This window comes from Streptomyces sp. CB09001, assembly GCF_003369795.1.
GTDB lineage: Bacteria > Actinomycetota > Actinomycetes > Streptomycetales > Streptomycetaceae > Streptomyces.
This window is the reverse complement of sequence record NZ_CP026730.1, coordinates 2833428-2850397: the sequence shown is the minus strand read 5'-3', so window position 1 is coordinate 2850397 and position 16970 is coordinate 2833428. Positions and strand designations below refer to the sequence as shown.

The window sequence follows — 16970 nt, the reverse complement described above, 5'->3', positions numbered from 1 at the left end:
AGCACAGCCCGCCCCTGCCGCTCGTGTTAGGACAGCAAGGACAGCGATGCCCCCCACCACCACCGCCTCCACGGGTCAGCAGTCCGGCACGTCCGGCACGTCCGGCAGGAAGAAGGGGCGCAAGGGGCGCAAGGGCCGCCTGCTCGTCCTCGTGCTGGTCCTGGCCCTCATCGGCGGCCTCGCCTACGGGGCGTACTGGTCGATCAGCACCGTCCGCGCGTCCTTCCCGCAGACCAAGGGCTCGATCACGCTGGACGGCCTGTCGGGCCCGGTCGACGTCAAGCGCGACGGGTACGGCATCCCTCAGGTCTACGCCTCCACCGAGGAGGACCTGTTCATGGCGCAGGGCTACGTCCAGGCGCAGGACCGGTTCTACGAGATGGACGTCCGCCGGCACATGACCGCCGGGCGCCTGTCGGAGATGTTCGGCAAGAGCCAGATCGACAACGACGAGTTCCTGCGCACGCTGGGCTGGCACCGGGTGGCGAAGAAGGAGTACGACGAGAAGCTCTCGGACTCCACGAAGAAGTACCTCCAGGCGTACGCCAAGGGCGTCAACGCCTACCTGAAGGGCAAGGACGGCGCGGACATCTCCCTGGAGTACGCGGCCCTCGGCTTCACCAACGACTACAAGCCCCAGGAGTGGACCCCGGTCGACTCCGTGGCCTGGCTGAAGGCGATGGCCTGGGACCTGCGCGGCAACATGCAGGACGAGGTCGACCGGGCGCTGATGACCAGCCGCCTCGGCCCCAAGCAGGTCGCCGACCTCTACCCGGCCTACCCGTACGACCGCAACAAGGCGATCGTCCAGGAGGGCCAGTACGACGAGCTGACCGAGACGTTCGACGGCGGCGGTACGCCGGGCGGCGACGAGAGCGACGGCACGGGCACGGGGACCGGCAGCGGTACGGGTACGGGCACCGGTACGGGGACCGGCACTGGCACGGGGACCGGCTCCGGCAGCGCCCTGGAGGGCCAACTGGCCGGGCTCCAGAACGTCCTGGACAACGTCCCCACCGCCGTCGGCGTGAACGGCAACGGCATCGGCTCCAACTCGTGGGTCGTCTCCGGCAAGCACACCATCACCGGCAAGCCCCTGCTGGCCAACGACCCGCACCTGTCGCCGTCCCTGCCGTCCGTCTGGTACCAGATGGGCCTGCACTGCCGCACCGTCTCCGACAAGTGCCGGTACGACGTCGCCGGGTACACCTTCGCGGGCATGCCCGGTGTGGTCGTCGGCCACAACCGGGAGATCGCCTGGGGCCTGACCAACTCCGGCGCCGACGTCACCGACCTCTACCTGGAGAAGATCACCGGCGAGGGCTACCAGTACGGCGGCAAGGTGGTCCCGTTCGAGACGCGCGAGGAGACCATCAAGGTCGCCGGCGGCGACTCCAAGAAGATCGTCGTCCGTGAGACGAACAACGGCCCCCTGCTCTCCGACCGCGACGACGAGCTGGTGAAGACCGGCAAGAAGGCCACCGTCGAGACCGCCGCCCCCGACCGCGGCGACGGATACGGCGTCGCGCTGCGCTGGACCGCGCTCGAGGCGGGCACCAGCATGGACGCCGTCTTCGCCATCGACCGGGCGCAGAACTGGGACGACTTCCGCGAGGCCGCCACGCTGTTCGACGTGCCCTCGCAGAACCTGGTCTACGCCGACGAAGAGCACATCGGCTACACGCTGCCGGGCCGGATCCCGGTGCGCGCCGAGGGCCACGACGGCTCGGTCCCGGCGCCGGGCTGGGACCCGAAGTTCCGCTGGACCGGCGAGTACATCGACCAGGACGAGCTGCCCTACGAGTACGACCCGGAGCGCGGTTACATCGTGACCGCCAACCAGGCCGTCGTGGACGCGGACAAGTACCCGTACACGCTGACCACGGACTGGGGCTACGGCGCCCGCAGCCAGCGCATCACCTCCCTGATCGAGCAGAAGATCAAGGACGGCGGCAAGATCTCCACCGACGACATGCGCCAGATGCAGCTGGACAACAGCAGCGAGATGGCCAAGCTGCTCGTGCCCCAGCTGCTGAAGATCGACATCGCCGACAAGGACGTCCGCGAGGCGCAGAAGCTGCTGGAGGGCTGGGACTACACCCAGGACGCCGACTCGGCCGCCGCCGCCTATTTCAACGCGGTCTGGCGCAACATCCTCAAGCTCGCCTTCGGCAACAAGCTGCCCAAGGAGCTGCGGGTCGAGGGCCAGTGCCTGTGGGTGGACCCGGTCAACACCACCGGACCGGCGGACGAGACCAACAAGGTCCGCGAGTGCGGCCAGCGCGACGCGGACCAGGCGCAGCCGGACGGCGGCGACCGCTGGTTCGAGGTGGTCCGCACGCTGATGGAGAAGCCGAAGAGCGACTGGTGGACGACGCCGGCCAACGGCACCCGCAAGGGCGCCGACCACAACCGCGACGACCTGTTCAAGCGGGCCATGACCGACGCCCGCTGGGAGCTGACCGCCAAGCTCGGCAAGGACATCGACACCTGGAACTGGGGCCGCCTGCACCGCCTGTTCCTGAAGAACCAGACCCTGGGCACCGAGGGCCCCGGCTTCCTGAAGTACGCCCTCAACCGTGGTCCCTGGAAGCTCAGCGGGGGTGAGGCTGCGGTCAACGCCTCCGGCTGGAACGCGGCCGGCGGCTACGGGGTGATCTGGGTGCCGTCCATGCGGATGGTGGTCAACCTCGGCGACCTCGACAAGTCCCGCTGGATCAATCTCACCGGCGCCTCCGGGCACGCCTACAGCGCCCACTACACGGACCAGACCGACAAGTGGGCGAACGGCGAGCTGCTGCCGTGGTCCTTCTCGAGGAAGGCCGTCGACGAGAGCACGAGCGACACGCTGGTGCTCAAGCCGTAGCCGGACCGCACCCGTCGTACGGGAAACGGCCTCCACGCGCGCGTGGAGGCCGTTTCCCGTGTGCACCCGTGTGCAGCCGTAGCCGTGTGCAGCCGCGCGTCACCCGTGTGCAGCCGTGCGTACCCGCAGGTCCGGGCGTCAGCGGAACCTGCGCACCCCCGACGGTGTCACCACCGCGTCCACCGGCCGGTCGTGCGGCTCCGCGGGGACGTGCGCGACGACCTCCCGGTCGTAGAGCAGCACCAGCAGCGCGGGGCGTGCGCCCGCCGCTTCCAGCCGGGCCAGTACCCGGTCGTACGAGCCGCCCCCGCGGCCCAGGCGCAGACCGCGGCCGTCCACCGCGACTCCGGGCAGCAGCACGACGTCCGCCCGCGTCACCGCCTCCGGCCCCAGCCGCTCACCGGCGGGCTCCAACAGCTCCATCCGCCCGCCGCGGCGCACCCGCGCGAGGGAGCCCTCCCCGTGGTACTCGCCCCAGTCCAGGTCGTTGTCCGGCAGCAGTGCGGGCAGCAGTACGCGCACCCCCCGCGCGCGCAGCGCGTCCAGGAGCGCGAGGGTGCCCGGCTCGGCGCCCACGGAGACGTACGCCGCCACGGCGCGCGCCCCCGCGACCTCCGGCAGTTCCAGCGCCCGCCGGGCCAGAGCGTCGGCGGATTCCCGCACGTCATCCGGTGTCAACCTGTTCCTCGCAGTGAGGAAATCCCGCCGCAATGTCCGCTTGTCAGGTTCGTCGGCAGGATCGGTATGAGGCATGGGCAACTCCCGTAACACGCTAATGCGCTCGTATGAGCGCGAATGATCCCGAGTCACAGATTCTCCCTATAGGCACCGGATATGGTGGCGCGCATGACTCAGTCCCACCCCAGGATCAACAAGGCTGTCATCCCAGCAGCCGGTCTCGGTACCCGGTTCCTGCCGGCCACCAAGGCCACTCCCAAGGAGATGCTGCCGGTCGTCGACAAGCCGGCGATCCAGTACGTGGTCGAAGAGGCCGTGGCCGCCGGCCTCGGCGACGTCCTCATGGTCACGGGCCGAAACAAGCGCCCCTTGGAAGACCACTTCGACCGCAACTACGAACTGGAGTCCGCCCTCCAGAAGAAGGGCGACGCGAGCCGTCTGGCCAAGGTCCAGGAGTCCAGCGACCTCGCGATGATGCACTACGTCCGCCAGGGCGACCCCAAGGGCCTCGGCCACGCCGTGCTGTGCGCCGCCCCGCACGTCGGCCACGAGCCCTTCGCGGTCCTGCTCGGCGACGACCTGATCGACCCGCGCGACCCCCTGCTCCAGCGCATGATCGACGTCCAGGAGCAGTACGGCGGCAGCGTGATCGCCCTCATGGAGGTCGCACCGGAGCAGATCCACCTCTACGGCTGCGCGGCCGTGGAGAGCACCGCGGACAGCGACGTGGTCAAGGTCGGCGGACTGGTCGAGAAGCCGGACCCGGCCGACGCCCCGTCCAACTACGCCATCATCGGCCGCTACGTCCTCGACCCGCACGTCTTCGACATACTCCGCAAGACGGAGCCCGGGCGCGGCGGCGAGATCCAGCTGACCGACGCCCTCCAGCAGCTCGCCGAGGACGAGTCCGTCGGCGGCCCGGTGCACGGCGTCGTCTTCAAGGGCCGCCGCTATGACACCGGCGACCGCGGCGACTACCTGCGTGCCATTGTCCGACTCGCATGCGAACGTGAAGACCTGGGCCCGGACTTCCGGACCTGGCTTCGCAGTTACGTAGCCGAGGAGATGCAGGGACGTTGAGCAGCAGCGCGCACCGTGACCCCGGGCACGACCACGCCGCCGCGGGCCCCGGCCCGGACCGGCTGTGGTCGGTGCAGGACCACCTGGACGACGTCCTGTCCACCGTCCGTCCCCTGGATCCCATCGAGCTGAACCTGCTCGACGCCCAGGGCTGTGTCCTCGTCGACGACATCACGGTGCCGCTGTCCCTGCCGCCGTTCGACAACAGCTCCATGGACGGTTACGCGGTGCGGGTCACCGACGTCGCGGGCGCCAGCGAGGAGTTCCCCGCCGTCCTGGAGGTCGTCGGGGACGTCGCGGCCGGCCAGGCCGAGGCGCCGTCCGTCGGCCCCGGCCAGGCCGCCCGCATCATGACCGGCGCCCCGCTGCCGCCCGGCGCCGAGGCCGTCGTGCCCGTGGAGTGGACCGACGGCGGGTCGGGCGAGGGCCCCGTCTCCGGAATGCGGGCCCGCAGCCTGGCCCCGGAGGGCGCCGAGGGACACGTGCACGTGTACCGGCCGGCCGAGGAGCGCGCGCACGTACGCGCCAAGGGCAGCGACGTCCGCTCCGGCGACCGCGCCCTGGCGGCGGGCACCGTCCTCGGCCCGCCGCAGATCGGCCTGCTGGCCGCGATCGGCCGGGGCACCGTACGGGTGCGCCCGCGCCCGCGCGTGGTGGTGCTCTCCACCGGCAGCGAACTCGTCCAGCCCGACGAGCAGCTGGCGTCCGGTCAGATCTACGACTCCAACAGCTTCGCCCTCACCGCGGCCGCCCGCGACGCCGGCGCCATCGCCTACCGCGTGGGCGCGGTCGCCGACGACGCCGAGACCCTGCGCTCCACCATCGAGGACCAACTGGTGCGCGCCGACCTGATGGTCACCACCGGCGGGGTGAGCGTCGGCGCGTACGACGTGGTCAAGGAGGCGCTGGCGCACGTCGGCGACGAGGACGAGCCGGGCGGCGGCGTGGACTTCCGCAAGCTCGCCATGCAGCCCGGCAAGCCCCAGGGCTTCGGCTCCGTCGGCCCCGACCACACCCCGCTGCTCGCCCTGCCCGGCAACCCGGTGTCGTCGTACGTCTCCTTCGAGCTGTTCGTGCGCCCCGCGATCCGCACCCTCATGGGGCTGCCCGACGTGCACCGCCCGACGGTCACCGCGTCCCTGGCCGCGGACAAGGCGCTGACCTCGCCGAAGGGCCGCAGGCAGTTCCTGCGGGGCAGCCACGCCGACGGTTCGGTCACCCCGGTCGGCGGCTCCGGCTCGCATCTCGTGGCCGCCCTCGCGCAGGCGAACGCGCTGATCGTCGTCCCCGAGGACACCGAGTCCGTCGAGCCCGGCACCGAGGTCGAGGTGGTCCTGCTCGGCTGAGCGGGGCCCGATGGCGGTAGCGTGTCGCGCACAGCAGGCCCACGCGCCGCACCGCGCCGGGCCAGGACCGGGAGCGCCACACGAGCATGAGTACGCAGGACCGACCGCCGAGCAGCGGACAGGACCCGCAGGGCCGGCTGACGCACATCGACGAAGCGGGCGCCGCCCGGATGGTCGACGTGTCCGGCAAGGACGTGACCGCCCGCACCGCCCGCGCCAGTGGACGCGTCCTCGTCGCGCCCCGCGTGGTCGAGCTGCTGCGCGGCGAGGGCGTGCCGAAGGGCGACGCCCTGGCCACCGCCCGGATCGCGGGCATCATGGGCGCCAAGCGGACCCCCGACCTGATCCCCTTGTGCCACCCGTTGTCGGTCTCCGGTGTGAAACTGGACCTGTCGGTCGCGGACGACGCCGTGGAGATCACCGCCACGGTGCGGACGACGGATCGCACGGGCGTCGAGATGGAGGCGCTCACCGCGGTCTCCGTCGCCGCGCTCACCGTGGTCGACATGGTCAAGGCGGTCGACAAGGGAGCGGTCATCACGGACGTGCGGGTGGAGCAGAAGACGGGCGGCAAGTCCGGCGACTGGAACCGGTCATGATGCCGGACGCCGGCGTGGGAGGCGCCCTCCCCGGGCCGTACGCCGCCCTGGTGGTCACGGCGTCCAACCGGGCCGCCGCCGGTGTCTACGAGGACAAGGGCGGCCCGCTGATCGCCGACGGCCTGCGCCGCTTCGGTTTCGACGTCGACGGCCCCCGGGTCGTCCCCGACGGCGACCCCGTGGAGGCCGCCCTGCGCGCGGGCGTCGAAGCGGGCTACGCCGTGATCGTCACCACCGGCGGTACCGGCATCTCGCCGACCGACCGCACCCCGGAGGCCACCCGGGCCGTGATCGACCGGGAGGTCCCGGGCATCGCGGAGGCGATCCGGGCGTACGGCCGGGACAAGGTGCCCACCGCGGCGCTGTCCAGGGGACTGGCCGGGGTGGCGAACGGCACGCTGATCGTCAACCTGCCGGGCTCCTCCGGCGGGGTGAAGGACGGTCTCGCGGTGCTGGAGCCGCTGCTGAAGCACGCCGTGGACCAGATCCGCGGCGGCGACCACCCGAGACCCGCCAGCGGTGGGGGTGCGAGCTGAACGGCCCGTCCTGGCCCGCCGAGCTGACGGACGGCGACATCGTCCTGAGGCCGATAAGGCTGCGCGACCAGCGGACCTGGCGCGAGGTCAACCGGCGCAACCGGGACTGGCTGCGCCCGTGGGAGGCCACCATCCCGCCGCCCGGGCCCGGCGGCCCGATCGCGCACCGGCCGACCTACCGGCAGATGGTGCGGCACCTGAGGTCCGAGGCCCACGCGGGCCGGATGCTGCCGTTCGTCATCGAGTACCAGGGGCGGCTGGTCGGCCAGTTGACGGTGGCCGGCATCACCTGGGGCTCGATGTGTTCCGGACACGTCGGCTACTGGGTGGACGAGGCGGTGGCCGGCCGCGGGGTGATGCCGACGGCCGTGGCGATGGCCGTGGACCACTGTTTCCGCACCGTCGGACTGCACCGCGTCGAGGTCTGCATTCGTCCCGAGAACGCGCCCAGCCGCCGGGTCGTGGAGAAACTCGGATTCCGTGAGGAGGGTCTCAGGCCGCGTTATCTGCACATCGACGGAGCCTGGCGGGACCATCTCGTCTTCGCGGTCACCGCGGAAGAGGTTCCCGAAGGCCTGCTGCGGCGATGGCACCGGTCACGGCACCGCAGCACCCCCAACGCGGGGAACAGCGGCAACACCGGCAACGCCGGGAATTGAATAAACGTTCGAAATTGATCGGGCCGCGACCATCCGGAAGCGGATAATTTCGCGGTCCTGGCAGTCGGTTGATCGGATCGGTCACAAGAAAAGTTCGAAATATCAGCCAGATCGTGCGACACACCGGCTCAATTGGCGGATGGCCTCACGCAAACCCCTCTACCGTGTGAGGCGTGAGCAGCAGCGGCCTCATCTACGCAGTCATCGTCGGGGCCTGGGCCGCCTACTTGGTGCCGATGTGGCTCCGTAGGCAGGACGAGCTGAACGAGGCCCGTCCGACCGAACGCTTCAGCACCGCCATCCGGCTCCTGTCCGGACGGGCGGGCATGGAGCGCCGGTACGTCAAGGACCTGCGGTCGCGCTCCGCCGACGAGGCGGAGCCCGACGCCGACGCCCCGGACGGCGTCACCGATTCGGTGGACGTCCGGGCCTTCGCCATGTCCAGGACCCGACGGCACACCCGGCCGACCCCGCCCCGGCAGGCGGCGGAGCGGCCCGAAACGGCGCGCCCGCGGGCGGGTGGACTCGCGGACGGTCCGAGACCCGGCCAGTCCCCGGAACCCGGCCGCCAGGGCGGATCCGGCGCGGCACCGGCGCGGGGGCGGGTGCCGCAGGCCCGTCGCGCTCCCGTCTCACCGGGGGCCGCGGCACGGGCCCGGCGCAGCAAGGCACTCGCCCGCCGTCGGCGTACCACCGTGATGCTGTTCCTGGCCTTCACGCTCGGCTCGGTCGTCGCGGCGGTCGGCGGGCTCGCGTTCCTGTGGGCGCCAGGGGTGCCCGCGGTGCTGCTCAGCGCGTACATCGCCCATCTGCGGGCGCAGGAGCGCCGACGCTTCGCCTTCCAGATGGACCGCCGCCAGGCCGAGGCCGCCGCGCAGCGACTGCGTGACCGCGACCCCCGCCCGCGTCGGCGCGGACCCGCCGCGTCCACCCCCGGTGGTCCCGGCGGCCCCGTCGGCGACCTCGACGCCGAGGAGCCGGACGACGGACCCGAGACGGAGTCCGGCGCCGGAATGTCCGCGCTCGCCGCGGACCGGCGGGCGCTGGTCGAGCAGACCGACCACGCCGAATGGGTCGACCAGCAGCGGGAACGCCGAGGGCGCCCGCAGGGCGACAGCTGGGACCCGGTGCCGGTGCCCCTGCCCACCTACGTGACCGCCCCGGTCGCCCCCCGCGCCACGCCCGACGTGGACCTCGCGGCGCCGGACGCGTGGAGCTCGGCACGCTCCTCGGCCGTCGCGCCCGACCAGCAGGACGCCGCCCGGGCCTCCGGCGCGGACCAGGGCCGCCCGGCGGACGCACCGGCCCACGCACCGGCCGATGAGCGTCCGGAGACCCCGGCCCGCAGCGGTGCCCGCCGTGCCGCGTCGGCCCGCCGGGCCCGGGAGCGGGGCCGCACGCCGCTGTTCGACCAGTACGACGACGGCGACCGCCCCCGCGCCGCCAACGAGTAGCCGGAAGGGATTTTTGAGCAGGCCGGGCAGGGTGCTAGAGTTTCACTCGTTGCAAGGGCCTGTGGCGCAGTCCGGTAGCGCACCTCGTTCGCATCGAGGGGGCCAGGGGTTCAAATCCCCTCAGGTCCACGCACATTGACGAAGGTCCCGTCCGATCATCACGATCGGACGGGACCTTCGTCGTTTCCCGGTTCCCGCCTCCCCGCCCGCGCCGCGCCGAGACGCATCCGTGATCATGTACGGCGCAACCATCGGTGTCTCCCACGGGTCACCTGTGCGCGGTGTCACGCAACGGCACCTTCTTGTCGTCTGGGGAACGGAAGAAGCACATATGAGACCTAGCTCCCTGCACGCGCCGTGGGCGCGTGCGGCAGTGGCCGGGGCAGCGGCCGCCGGGCTCGTCGCGGCCGGACTGGCCGGCGTCGCGCACGCGGCGGACGACCAGGCATCGCTGCCCGTCACGATCACCGGTCCGGACAAGGTGGACCTGGCGCTCGACGGAGCCGAGGGCGAACCCGGGCAGCCGCAGATCGAACTCGGGCTCACCGGCCCGGGGGAGTACGACCCGGACAGCGACACGGACCCGCAGCCGATTCCCAACAGCGGCTACCGGGTCACCATCGACGCCACCGCGCTCAAGGGCTTCGCCAAGGTCGGCCTGCCGGAGTCCTGCGACGTCGACGGCCTGGTCGCGGTCTGCGAAGAGAGCAGCCTCTACCCCGGCGACATCTACAACCCGTCCTGGGACGTCCGGCTCGACCTGCTGGACACCGCCGAGGCCGGCGACCACGGCAAGGTCAAGGTCACCGGCGAGGGCGAGGGCCTGGAGTTCAACGAGCACACCGTCGACGTGCTGGTCGGCGGCCCGGAACTGCTGAAGAGGAAGCTCCCCGCGGAACCCGAGGGCTTCCGCCCCGGCGACACCTACGACGCCCCGCTCGGCTTCCGCAACGTCGGCAGCATGCCCGCCCAAGGCGTCGTGCTCCGCTTCGTCGGCACCCGCGGCCTCTCCTTCCCCGAGTCGTACGACAACTGCTCGTACGCGGAGGAGAACAAGGACAACCTGATCCGCTACCGCCAGGTCGCCCTGTGCACCTTCGAGGGCGAGTTCCTGCACGGCATGGCCTACGAACTGAGCGAGCCGGTAGAGGTGAAGACCGCGGACTTCGCGCTCGGTGACATCTTCACCTACGGCTTCGAAGCCGCCGGCGTCGAGACCGCCGACGCGCTGCGGGCGGGCGCCGGGCACCGGCGGGGAACCGGCAGGACGCTCACGCTCGAACCGGTCGAGAGCGGCCACGTCGGCGACTACTCCAAGTACGCCGAGATCGATCTGCCCACGCAGAACACCTACGACCTCGACCTCACCGGCGCGCGGGTCGCGGGTGAGCAGGGCGAGACGGTCACCGTCGACGTCCGCATGAGCAACCACGGGCCCGCCTGGATCGGGTCGTTGCGCGCGGGCGGCGAGCCGCTCGACTTCACGGTGCAGATCCCCGAGGGCGCCACCGTCGTCGAGAGCCCGTGCGAGCCCCTGGACGACCAGAACCCGGCCGTCTACCGCTGCTCCGCCGACACGCCCTTCCTGGAGGACGACGAGCGGAGCTTCCCCTTCAAGCTGCGCATCGACAAGGTCGTCGCGGGCGCCAAGGGCAAGATCGCCCTGCCGGACTACGACAACCCGTGGGAGGGCGACCCGTCCAACGACACCGGGTGGATCGTGCTCAACGGCACGGGTGACGAGGAGACTCCGGGCGACACCGGCGGCAGCACCGGCGGCCCGGACTCCACGGGCGGTACGGACACCACCGGCGGCTCGCAGTCGACGGGCGGCACCGGGACGGCCGGTGGCTCGGACACGGCCGGGGGGACCACCGGCGGCACCACCACCGCCGGGACCGGGACCACCGGGAGCAGCGGAGGCACGACCGGCGGACAGTCGCCCCAGGGCGGCGAGGACGGACTGCTGGCCTCCACCGGCTCCACCGCGCTGCTCGCCTCCGCCGGAGCGGCGCTGGCACTCGCGGCGGGCGGCGCCCTGATCGTCGTCTCACGCCGTCGCAGGGCGGGCGGCACGGCCTGACGGCAGGCAGCCGCAAGGCCTTACCCGGAGGGCCCTACGGGGTCCGGAGGGCCTTCGCATAGCAGAGGCTGTCCTCGTGGAAGCGGTAGTAGCCGAACTTCCCGCACGGCTCGTAGCCGCTGGAGGAGTACAGGGCCACGGCCTCCGGCTGCTTGGTGCCGGTCTCCAGCACCATCCGGGTCCGGCCCGCCGCACGGGCGTCGTCCTCCAGGGCGGCCAGGATGCGGCGGGCCAGCCCGCGCCCGCGCACCTGCTCGGTCACGAACATCCGCTTCAGTTCGGCGTCCCCGTCGAGATTGCCCTCGTCGTTGGCGTCCTGGCTGCGCCAGCCGCCGGAGGCGACCGGGACGTCGTTCTCGTCGTACGCGATCAGGTACTGGCCGTTCGGCGGCGCGAAGTCCGACGGGTCCAGGTGCGTGGCGTCGCCGCCGTCGCCGTAGCGGACGTCGTACTCGGCCTGGACCTCGTCGTTGAGCTTCACGGCGTCGGGGTGGTCGAAGGGGACCCGGCGTATGTTCATTCTTCCTACCGTATATCGATGCGGTGTCCGGAGCGGGACACGGTCCAGTGTGCCGGTATCGTGCCGGGATGCTCACCGTGACCTCCGTCAACGTCAATGGCCTGCGCGCCGCCGCGAAGAAGGGCTTCGTGGAGTGGCTCGCCGGCACCTCCGCCGACGTGCTGTGCCTCCAGGAGGTGCGGGCCGAACCCCACCAACTGCCCGGACACGTCGGCGCGCCCGAGGGCTGGCACGTGACGCACGCCCCCGCCGCCGCCAAGGGCCGCGCCGGCGTCTCCCTCTACACGCGCCGTGAGCCCGACGCCGTCCGCGTCGGTTTCGGCTCGACGGAGTTCGACACCGGTGGCCGCTACGTCGAGGCCGACCTGCCCGGTGTGACGGTCGCCTCCCTCTACCTCCCCTCCGGCGAGGTCGGCACCGAGCGCCAGGACGAGAAGGTCCGCTTCATGGGCGAGTTCCTCGCGTACCTGAAGGGACTGCGCGAGCGCGCCGCCGCCGAGGGGCGCGAGGTCGTCGTCTGCGGCGACTGGAACATCGCCCACCGCGAGGCCGACCTGAAGAACTGGCGCGCCAACAAGAAGAACTCCGGGTTCCTGCCGGAGGAGCGGGAGTGGCTCGGCCGCGTCCTCGACCCGGCGGAGGGCGGGTACGTGGACGTGGTGCGCGCGCTGCACCCGGACGTCGAGGGGCCGTACTCGTGGTGGTCCTACCGGGGGCGGGCCTTCGACAACGACAGCGGATGGCGGATCGACCTGCACGCCGCCACCCCGGGCCTGGCCGCCAAGGCGCTCAAGGGCCGTGTCGAGCGGGCCGCCACCCACGCCGAACGCTGGTCCGACCACGCGCCGGTCACGGTGGTCTACGGCCCCTGACGAACCGGGCGGAGCCCTACTCCGACCCCTTGCGCATCCGCCGGTCCAGGGCCAGGGACAGTTCCGCCTCCACCACGCTGCGGGCCAGCGGGCGCAGGCGGTGCAGCTCCGGTTCGGAGGCGTGGCGCAGTATCAGGTCGGCGAAGAGTTCCGCGAGGGCGTCGGCGTGCTCGCGGACGCGGGCGCCGGCCTGGAGGACCTCGCCGAGCGGGATGCCCTCGCGGACCAGGGCGGAGGAGACCTCGAGGAGGCGGTGGCTGATGTGGACCAGTTCGTCGCCGTCGGTGCCGAGGTAGCCCAGCTCCATCGCGGCCGCCAGGTTCTCCGGGGTGACCTCGCCCTCGAAGCGGGCGGCGAGTTCCTCGGGGGTGAGGCGGACCGGGGTCTCCTCGGTGGGCTCGCCGAGGCCGAGCAGGTCGCCGACGTCGCGGCCGTGGTCGAAGGCGTCGGCCAGCTCCGCGATGCCGTTCAGGGTGTGGCCGCGTTCCAGCAGCGCGGCGATGGTGCGCAGGCGGGCCAGGTGGTGGTCGTCGTACCAGGCGATGCGGCCCTCACGGCGGGGCGGCGGGATCAGTTTGCGTTCGCGGTAGAAGCGCAGGGTGCGCACCGTGATGCCGGCCAGCCGGGCCAGTTCCTCCATGCGGTATTCGCGCTTCTCGGTCACGTCCACGACCCTATGGCGTACCGGCGGTAACTTTCCTCCGTCCAACCCCTACCCATGAGTACGGGGCTGCTCTACGCTCCCATTGCGCCAGTGTTCACTGGCAAGGTTCCAGACGTTCCAGGTTCCAGACGGTCCAGGCAAGCGTGGAGGCTCCGGGATGGCCGAGCACGAGCAGGTTGACGAACACGTACGGGTGGCGGTGATCGGGTCCGGCTTCGGCGGGCTGGGGGCCGCCGTGCGGCTGCGGCGCGAAGGGATCACCGACTTCGTCGTACTGGAGCGGTCCGGCAGTGTCGGCGGCACCTGGCGGGACAACAGCTACCCCGGCTGCGCCTGCGACGTGCCGTCCCACCTGTACTCCTTCTCCTTCGCGCCCAACCCCGAGTGGCCGCGCACCTTCTCCGGGCAGGAGCACATCCGCGCCTACCTGGAGCACGTCGCGGACACCTTCGGGCTGCGCCCCCACCTCCGCTTCGACTCGGAGGTGACGCGGATGGCGTGGGACACCGAGCGGCTGCGGTGGGAGATCGAGACCGTGCGCGGCACCCTCACCGCCGACGTCGTCGTGTCCGCGACGGGGCCGCTGTCCGACCCGAAGACGCCGGACGTCCCGGGGCTCGACACCTTCCCGGGCAAGGTCTTCCACTCCGCCCGCTGGGACCACGACTACGACCTCACCGGCAAGCGGGTCGCCATGATCGGCACCGGCGCCTCCGCCATCCAGATCGTGCCCTCCATCCAGCCGAAGGTGGACCGGCTCACCCTCTTCCAGCGCACGCCGGCCTGGGTGATGCCCCGCGTGGACCGGGCCATCAGCGGCGCCGAGCGGGCCCTGCACCGGGCGCTGCCCGTCACCACCAAGCTGCGCCGCGGGCTGCTGTGGGGCATCCGCGAACTCCAGGTGCAGGCGTTCACCAAGCACCCCGACGAGCTGGGCTTCGTCGAGCAGATCGCCAAACGCAACATGGGCGCCGCCATCAAGGACCCGGCCCTGCGCGCCAAGCTCACCCCCGACTACCGCATCGGCTGCAAGCGGATCCTGCTGTCGAGCACCTACTACCCGGCGCTCGCCCGGCCCAACGTGGACGTGGTCGCGAGCGGTCTCAGCGAGGTGCGCGGGTCCACGCTCGTCGCCGCCGACGGCACCGAGGCCGAGGCGGACGCGATCATCTTCGGCACCGGCTTCCACGTCACCGACATGCCCATCGCCGAGCGGGTCGTGGGCGCGGACGGGCGGACGCTGGCCGAGACCTGGAAGGGCGGGATGGAGGCGCTGCGCGGCGGCACGGCGGCCGGCTTCCCCAACTTCATGACGGTCATCGGGCCCAACACCGGCCTCGGCAACTCGTCCATGATCCTGATGATCGAGTCCCAGCTGAACTACCTGGCCGACTACCTGCGCCAGCTGAACGTCCTCGGCGGCCGCACCGCCCTCGACCCCCGCCCCGCCGCCGTGCGCAACTGGAACCACCGCGTGCAGGAGCGCATGAAGCGCACGGTGTGGAACACCGGCGGCTGCACCAGCTGGTACCTGGACGCGAGCGGCCGCAACACCACCGTCTGGCCCGGCACCACCGCCGAGTTCCGGCGGGAGACGCGGCGCGTGGACCTCGCGGAGTACCAGGTGCTGCGCCCGGCCCCCGCGGTGACCACGGCGAAGGCCGCCGACGCGGACACCGGCGCGGACGCCGAGGTGAGCGCGTGAGCCGCCTGCTGCACGTCGCCGACGGGCCGTACGCGCCGCCCGTCCCCGCCCACGAGCTGACCGTCACCGCCGCTGACGGCGCCCGGATACACGTCGAGGTGCACGGCCCCCAGAACGCGCCCGCGGTCGTCCTCGCGCACGGCTGGTGCTGCTCCACCGCTTTCTGGGCGGCGCAGATCCGCGAGCTGGGCGTCGACCACCGGGTCATCGCCTACGACCAGCGCGGCCACGGCCGCAGTCCGGCCAACCCGGCCTACGGCACCGAGCCGCTCGCCGACGACCTCGAAGCCGTCCTGGAGGCCACCCTGGCGCCGGGCGAGCGGGCCGTGATCGCCGGGCACTCCATGGGCGGGATGACGCTGATGGCGGCGGCGACGCGGCCCGCGGTGCGCGAGCACGCGGCGGCCGTCCTGCTGTGCAGTACGGGCAGCGCGCGGCTGGTGGCGTCCGCCACCGTGGTGCCGATGCGGGCGGGCCGGGCGCGCACCTGGCTGACCCGGCGCATCCTCGGCTCCCGGGCGCCGCTCGGACCGGTCACGCCGCTCGCCCGCCGCATCCTCAAGTACGGGACGATGGGTCCCGGTTCGGCCCCGCACATGGTCGAGGCCTGCGCCCGGATCGTGCACGCCTGCCCGAGCCGGGTGCGCCACGGCTGGTCCCAGGTGCTGGACCTGCTCGACCTCGACCACGGCGTACGGGAGTTGCGCATGCCGGTGGAGATCGTGGTCGGTACGGCGGACCGGCTGACGCCGCCCGTGCACGCCCGCGTGCTGGCCGCCGCGCTGCCCGACTGCGTGGGCCTCACCGAACTCCCGGGCCTCGGCCACATGACGCCGGTGGAGGCGCCGGACCTGGTCACCGGGAAGATACGCACCCTCGCCGCCACCTACATACCGAGCCCGCACAGTGAACGTGCCGTACACGCCGAGGAGAGCGCATGAGCAGGGTGAGCCTGGAAGGACGGGTCGCCGTCGTCACCGGAGCCGCGCGGGGCGTCGGGGAGCTGATGGCCCGCAAACTGTCCGCGCGCGGGGTCAAGGTGGCGCTGGTCGGCCTGGAACCGGACGAACTCAAGCAGGTCTCCGCCCGGTTGCACAGCGACAGCGACCACTGGCACGCCGACGTCACCGACCACGAGGCGATGGCCCGGGTGGCGGCGGAGGTGAAGGAGCGCTTCGGGAAGGTCGACATCGTCGTCGCCAACGCGGGCGTCGCCACCGGCGGCCCCTTCGTCGACTCCGACCCGGAGTCCTGGCGGCGGGTCATCGAGGTCAACCTGATCGGCTCGGCCGTCACCGCCCGCGCCTTCCTGCCATCGCTGCTGGAGAGTCGCGGCTACCTGCTCCAGATCGCCTCGCTGGCCGCCCTCACCCCGGCCCCCATGATGAGCGCCTACTGCGCCTCCAAGTCCGGCGTCGAGGCGTACGCGCACAGTCTGCGCGGCGAGGTCGGGCACCGGGGCGTGAAGGTCGGCGTCGGCTACCTGTCCTGGACCGACACCGACATGGTGCGCGGCGCCGACCAGGACGACGTCATGCGGGAGTTGCGGCAGCGGCTGCCCTGGCCGACCAACAAGACCTACCCGCTGGGCCCGGCGGTCGACCGGCTCGTGGAGGGCGTCGAGCGCCGCTCCGCGCACGTCTACGGGCAGTGGTGGCTGCGCGGCATGCAGGGCGTGCGCGGCTACCTGCCGGCCGTCATCGGCACGGTCGGACAGCGCGAGATGCGGCGCTTCGGGGACCGGCTCATCGGTCTGCGGACGGGCCTCGTCGGGGCCGGTGGAGCGGCCGACGAACACCGCCCGACCAGCACGACTACGGTCCGTAAGTGATCGACATGCGCACGGTCACCGCTCGTGTGAATCTGATCGAGCGCCCGGCCGATCCGGTCGGGCCCGATCACCACAGG

General features: G+C 72.0%; 15 protein-coding genes and 1 tRNA gene. 13 read left to right on the top strand and 3 right to left on the bottom strand.

Features of this window, described 5'->3' with window-relative positions; all coding sequences use genetic code 11:
* The first annotated feature begins 46 nt into the window (after positions 1–46).
* Positions 47–2866: a penicillin acylase family protein gene (locus tag C4J65_RS13120; protein ID WP_162833158.1), complete on the top strand. Its 2820-nt coding sequence runs from the start codon at positions 47–49 to the stop codon at positions 2864–2866.
* A 138-nt stretch (positions 2867–3004) separates the two neighbouring features.
* Here the strand turns inward: C4J65_RS13120 and C4J65_RS13115 are convergent, their stop codons facing one another.
* On the bottom strand, positions 3005–3619 hold the full coding sequence (locus tag C4J65_RS13115) for a 5-formyltetrahydrofolate cyclo-ligase (protein WP_115742578.1): 615 nt from the start codon (positions 3617–3619) through the stop codon (positions 3005–3007).
* A 93-nt stretch (positions 3620–3712) separates the two neighbouring features.
* On the opposite strand from C4J65_RS13115, the gene galU reads away from it, so the two are divergent.
* From galU to C4J65_RS13075, 8 genes are all read left to right on the top strand, one after another.
* Positions 3713–4624: a UTP--glucose-1-phosphate uridylyltransferase GalU gene (gene galU / locus C4J65_RS13110; protein WP_115746428.1), complete on the top strand. Its 912-nt coding sequence runs from the start codon at positions 3713–3715 to the stop codon at positions 4622–4624.
* Positions 4625–4686: 62 nt separating this feature from the next.
* The gene (gene glp / locus C4J65_RS13105; protein ID WP_162833572.1) at positions 4687–5970 is read left to right on the top strand and encodes a gephyrin-like molybdotransferase Glp; all 1284 of its coding nucleotides are present in this window, start codon (positions 4687–4689) and stop codon (positions 5968–5970) included.
* 86 nt (positions 5971–6056) lie between these two features.
* Positions 6057–6569 (top strand): cyclic pyranopterin monophosphate synthase MoaC, encoded by a 513-nt coding sequence (gene moaC / locus C4J65_RS13100; RefSeq protein ID WP_108990646.1) that lies wholly within the window; start codon positions 6057–6059, stop codon positions 6567–6569.
* Positions 6566–7105 carry a MogA/MoaB family molybdenum cofactor biosynthesis protein gene (locus C4J65_RS13095; protein ID WP_115742577.1) on the top strand — a complete coding sequence of 180 codons (540 nt, stop codon included), beginning with the start codon at positions 6566–6568 and terminating at the stop codon, positions 7103–7105. Before moaC ends, C4J65_RS13095 begins: the two co-directional genes overlap by 4 nt.
* Complete coding sequence (locus C4J65_RS13090) at positions 7102–7764, top strand: GNAT family protein (protein ID WP_205351134.1); 663 nt, start codon at positions 7102–7104, stop codon at positions 7762–7764. The genes C4J65_RS13095 and C4J65_RS13090 overlap by 4 nt, the downstream gene beginning before the upstream one ends.
* 173 nt (positions 7765–7937) lie before the next feature.
* On the top strand, positions 7938–9218 hold the full coding sequence (gene glpR / locus C4J65_RS13085) for a gephyrin-like molybdotransferase receptor GlpR (protein ID WP_115742575.1): 1281 nt from the start codon (positions 7938–7940) through the stop codon (positions 9216–9218).
* A 55-nt stretch (positions 9219–9273) separates the two neighbouring features.
* Positions 9274–9347 (top strand) — tRNA-Ala (locus C4J65_RS13080).
* Positions 9348–9549: 202 nt separating this feature from the next.
* Positions 9550–11301, top strand: coding sequence for a hypothetical protein (locus tag C4J65_RS13075; RefSeq protein WP_115742574.1), 1752 nt, complete (start codon positions 9550–9552; stop codon positions 11299–11301).
* A gap of 34 nt (positions 11302–11335) precedes the next feature.
* On the opposite strand, the gene C4J65_RS13070 is transcribed toward C4J65_RS13075, so the two are convergent.
* Entirely contained in the window at positions 11336–11821 is a 486-nt protein-coding gene (locus C4J65_RS13070; protein ID WP_115742573.1) for a GNAT family N-acetyltransferase, read from the bottom strand.
* A 68-nt stretch (positions 11822–11889) separates the two neighbouring features.
* Here C4J65_RS13070 and C4J65_RS13065 point away from each other — a divergent pair, with 68 nt between their 5' ends.
* Positions 11890–12693: an exodeoxyribonuclease III gene (locus tag C4J65_RS13065; RefSeq protein ID WP_115742572.1), complete on the top strand. Its 804-nt coding sequence runs from the start codon at positions 11890–11892 to the stop codon at positions 12691–12693.
* Positions 12694–12709: 16 nt separating this feature from the next.
* On the opposite strand, the gene C4J65_RS13060 is transcribed toward C4J65_RS13065, so the two are convergent.
* The gene (locus tag C4J65_RS13060; protein WP_115746427.1) at positions 12710–13357 is read right to left on the bottom strand and encodes a MerR family transcriptional regulator; all 648 of its coding nucleotides are present in this window, start codon (positions 13355–13357) and stop codon (positions 12710–12712) included.
* A gap of 157 nt (positions 13358–13514) precedes the next feature.
* On the opposite strand from C4J65_RS13060, the gene C4J65_RS13055 reads away from it, so the two are divergent.
* Genes C4J65_RS13055 through C4J65_RS13045 form a run of 3 tightly spaced genes read left to right on the top strand, consistent with a single transcriptional unit; the run spans position 13515 to position 16893 of the window.
* A complete protein-coding gene (locus C4J65_RS13055; protein WP_115742571.1) occupies positions 13515–15062 on the top strand; it encodes an NAD(P)/FAD-dependent oxidoreductase in 1548 nt (515 codons plus the stop codon).
* Entirely contained in the window at positions 15059–16003 is a 945-nt protein-coding gene (locus C4J65_RS13050) for an alpha/beta hydrolase (RefSeq protein WP_115742570.1), read from the top strand. Before C4J65_RS13055 ends, C4J65_RS13050 begins: the two co-directional genes overlap by 4 nt.
* Positions 16000–16893 (top strand): SDR family oxidoreductase, encoded by an 894-nt coding sequence (locus C4J65_RS13045; protein ID WP_115742569.1) that lies wholly within the window; start codon positions 16000–16002, stop codon positions 16891–16893. The genes C4J65_RS13050 and C4J65_RS13045 overlap by 4 nt, the downstream gene beginning before the upstream one ends.
* Positions 16894–16970 lie beyond the last annotated feature (77 nt).

What these genes read in the sequence shown, in the direction of transcription:
- C4J65_RS13115 (WP_115742578.1), bottom strand. Translation starts at nt 3,619, where the DNA reads ATGCCTCATACCGATCCTGCCGACGAACCTGACAAGCGGACATTGCGG.
- C4J65_RS13095 (WP_115742577.1), top strand. Translation starts at nt 6,566, where the DNA reads ATGATGCCGGACGCCGGCGTGGGAGGCGCCCTCCCCGGGCCGTACGCC.
- C4J65_RS13045 (WP_115742569.1), top strand. Translation starts at nt 16,000, where the DNA reads ATGAGCAGGGTGAGCCTGGAAGGACGGGTCGCCGTCGTCACCGGAGCC.
- galU (WP_115746428.1), top strand. Translation starts at nt 3,713, where the DNA reads ATGACTCAGTCCCACCCCAGGATCAACAAGGCTGTCATCCCAGCAGCC.
- C4J65_RS13055 (WP_115742571.1), top strand. Translation starts at nt 13,515, where the DNA reads ATGGCCGAGCACGAGCAGGTTGACGAACACGTACGGGTGGCGGTGATC.
- C4J65_RS13120 (WP_162833158.1), top strand. Translation starts at nt 47, where the DNA reads ATGCCCCCCACCACCACCGCCTCCACGGGTCAGCAGTCCGGCACGTCC.
- C4J65_RS13070 (WP_115742573.1), bottom strand. Translation starts at nt 11,821, where the DNA reads ATGAACATACGCCGGGTCCCCTTCGACCACCCCGACGCCGTGAAGCTC.
- moaC (WP_108990646.1), top strand. Translation starts at nt 6,057, where the DNA reads ATGAGTACGCAGGACCGACCGCCGAGCAGCGGACAGGACCCGCAGGGC.
- C4J65_RS13075 (WP_115742574.1), top strand. Translation starts at nt 9,550, where the DNA reads ATGAGACCTAGCTCCCTGCACGCGCCGTGGGCGCGTGCGGCAGTGGCC.
- C4J65_RS13065 (WP_115742572.1), top strand. Translation starts at nt 11,890, where the DNA reads ATGCTCACCGTGACCTCCGTCAACGTCAATGGCCTGCGCGCCGCCGCG.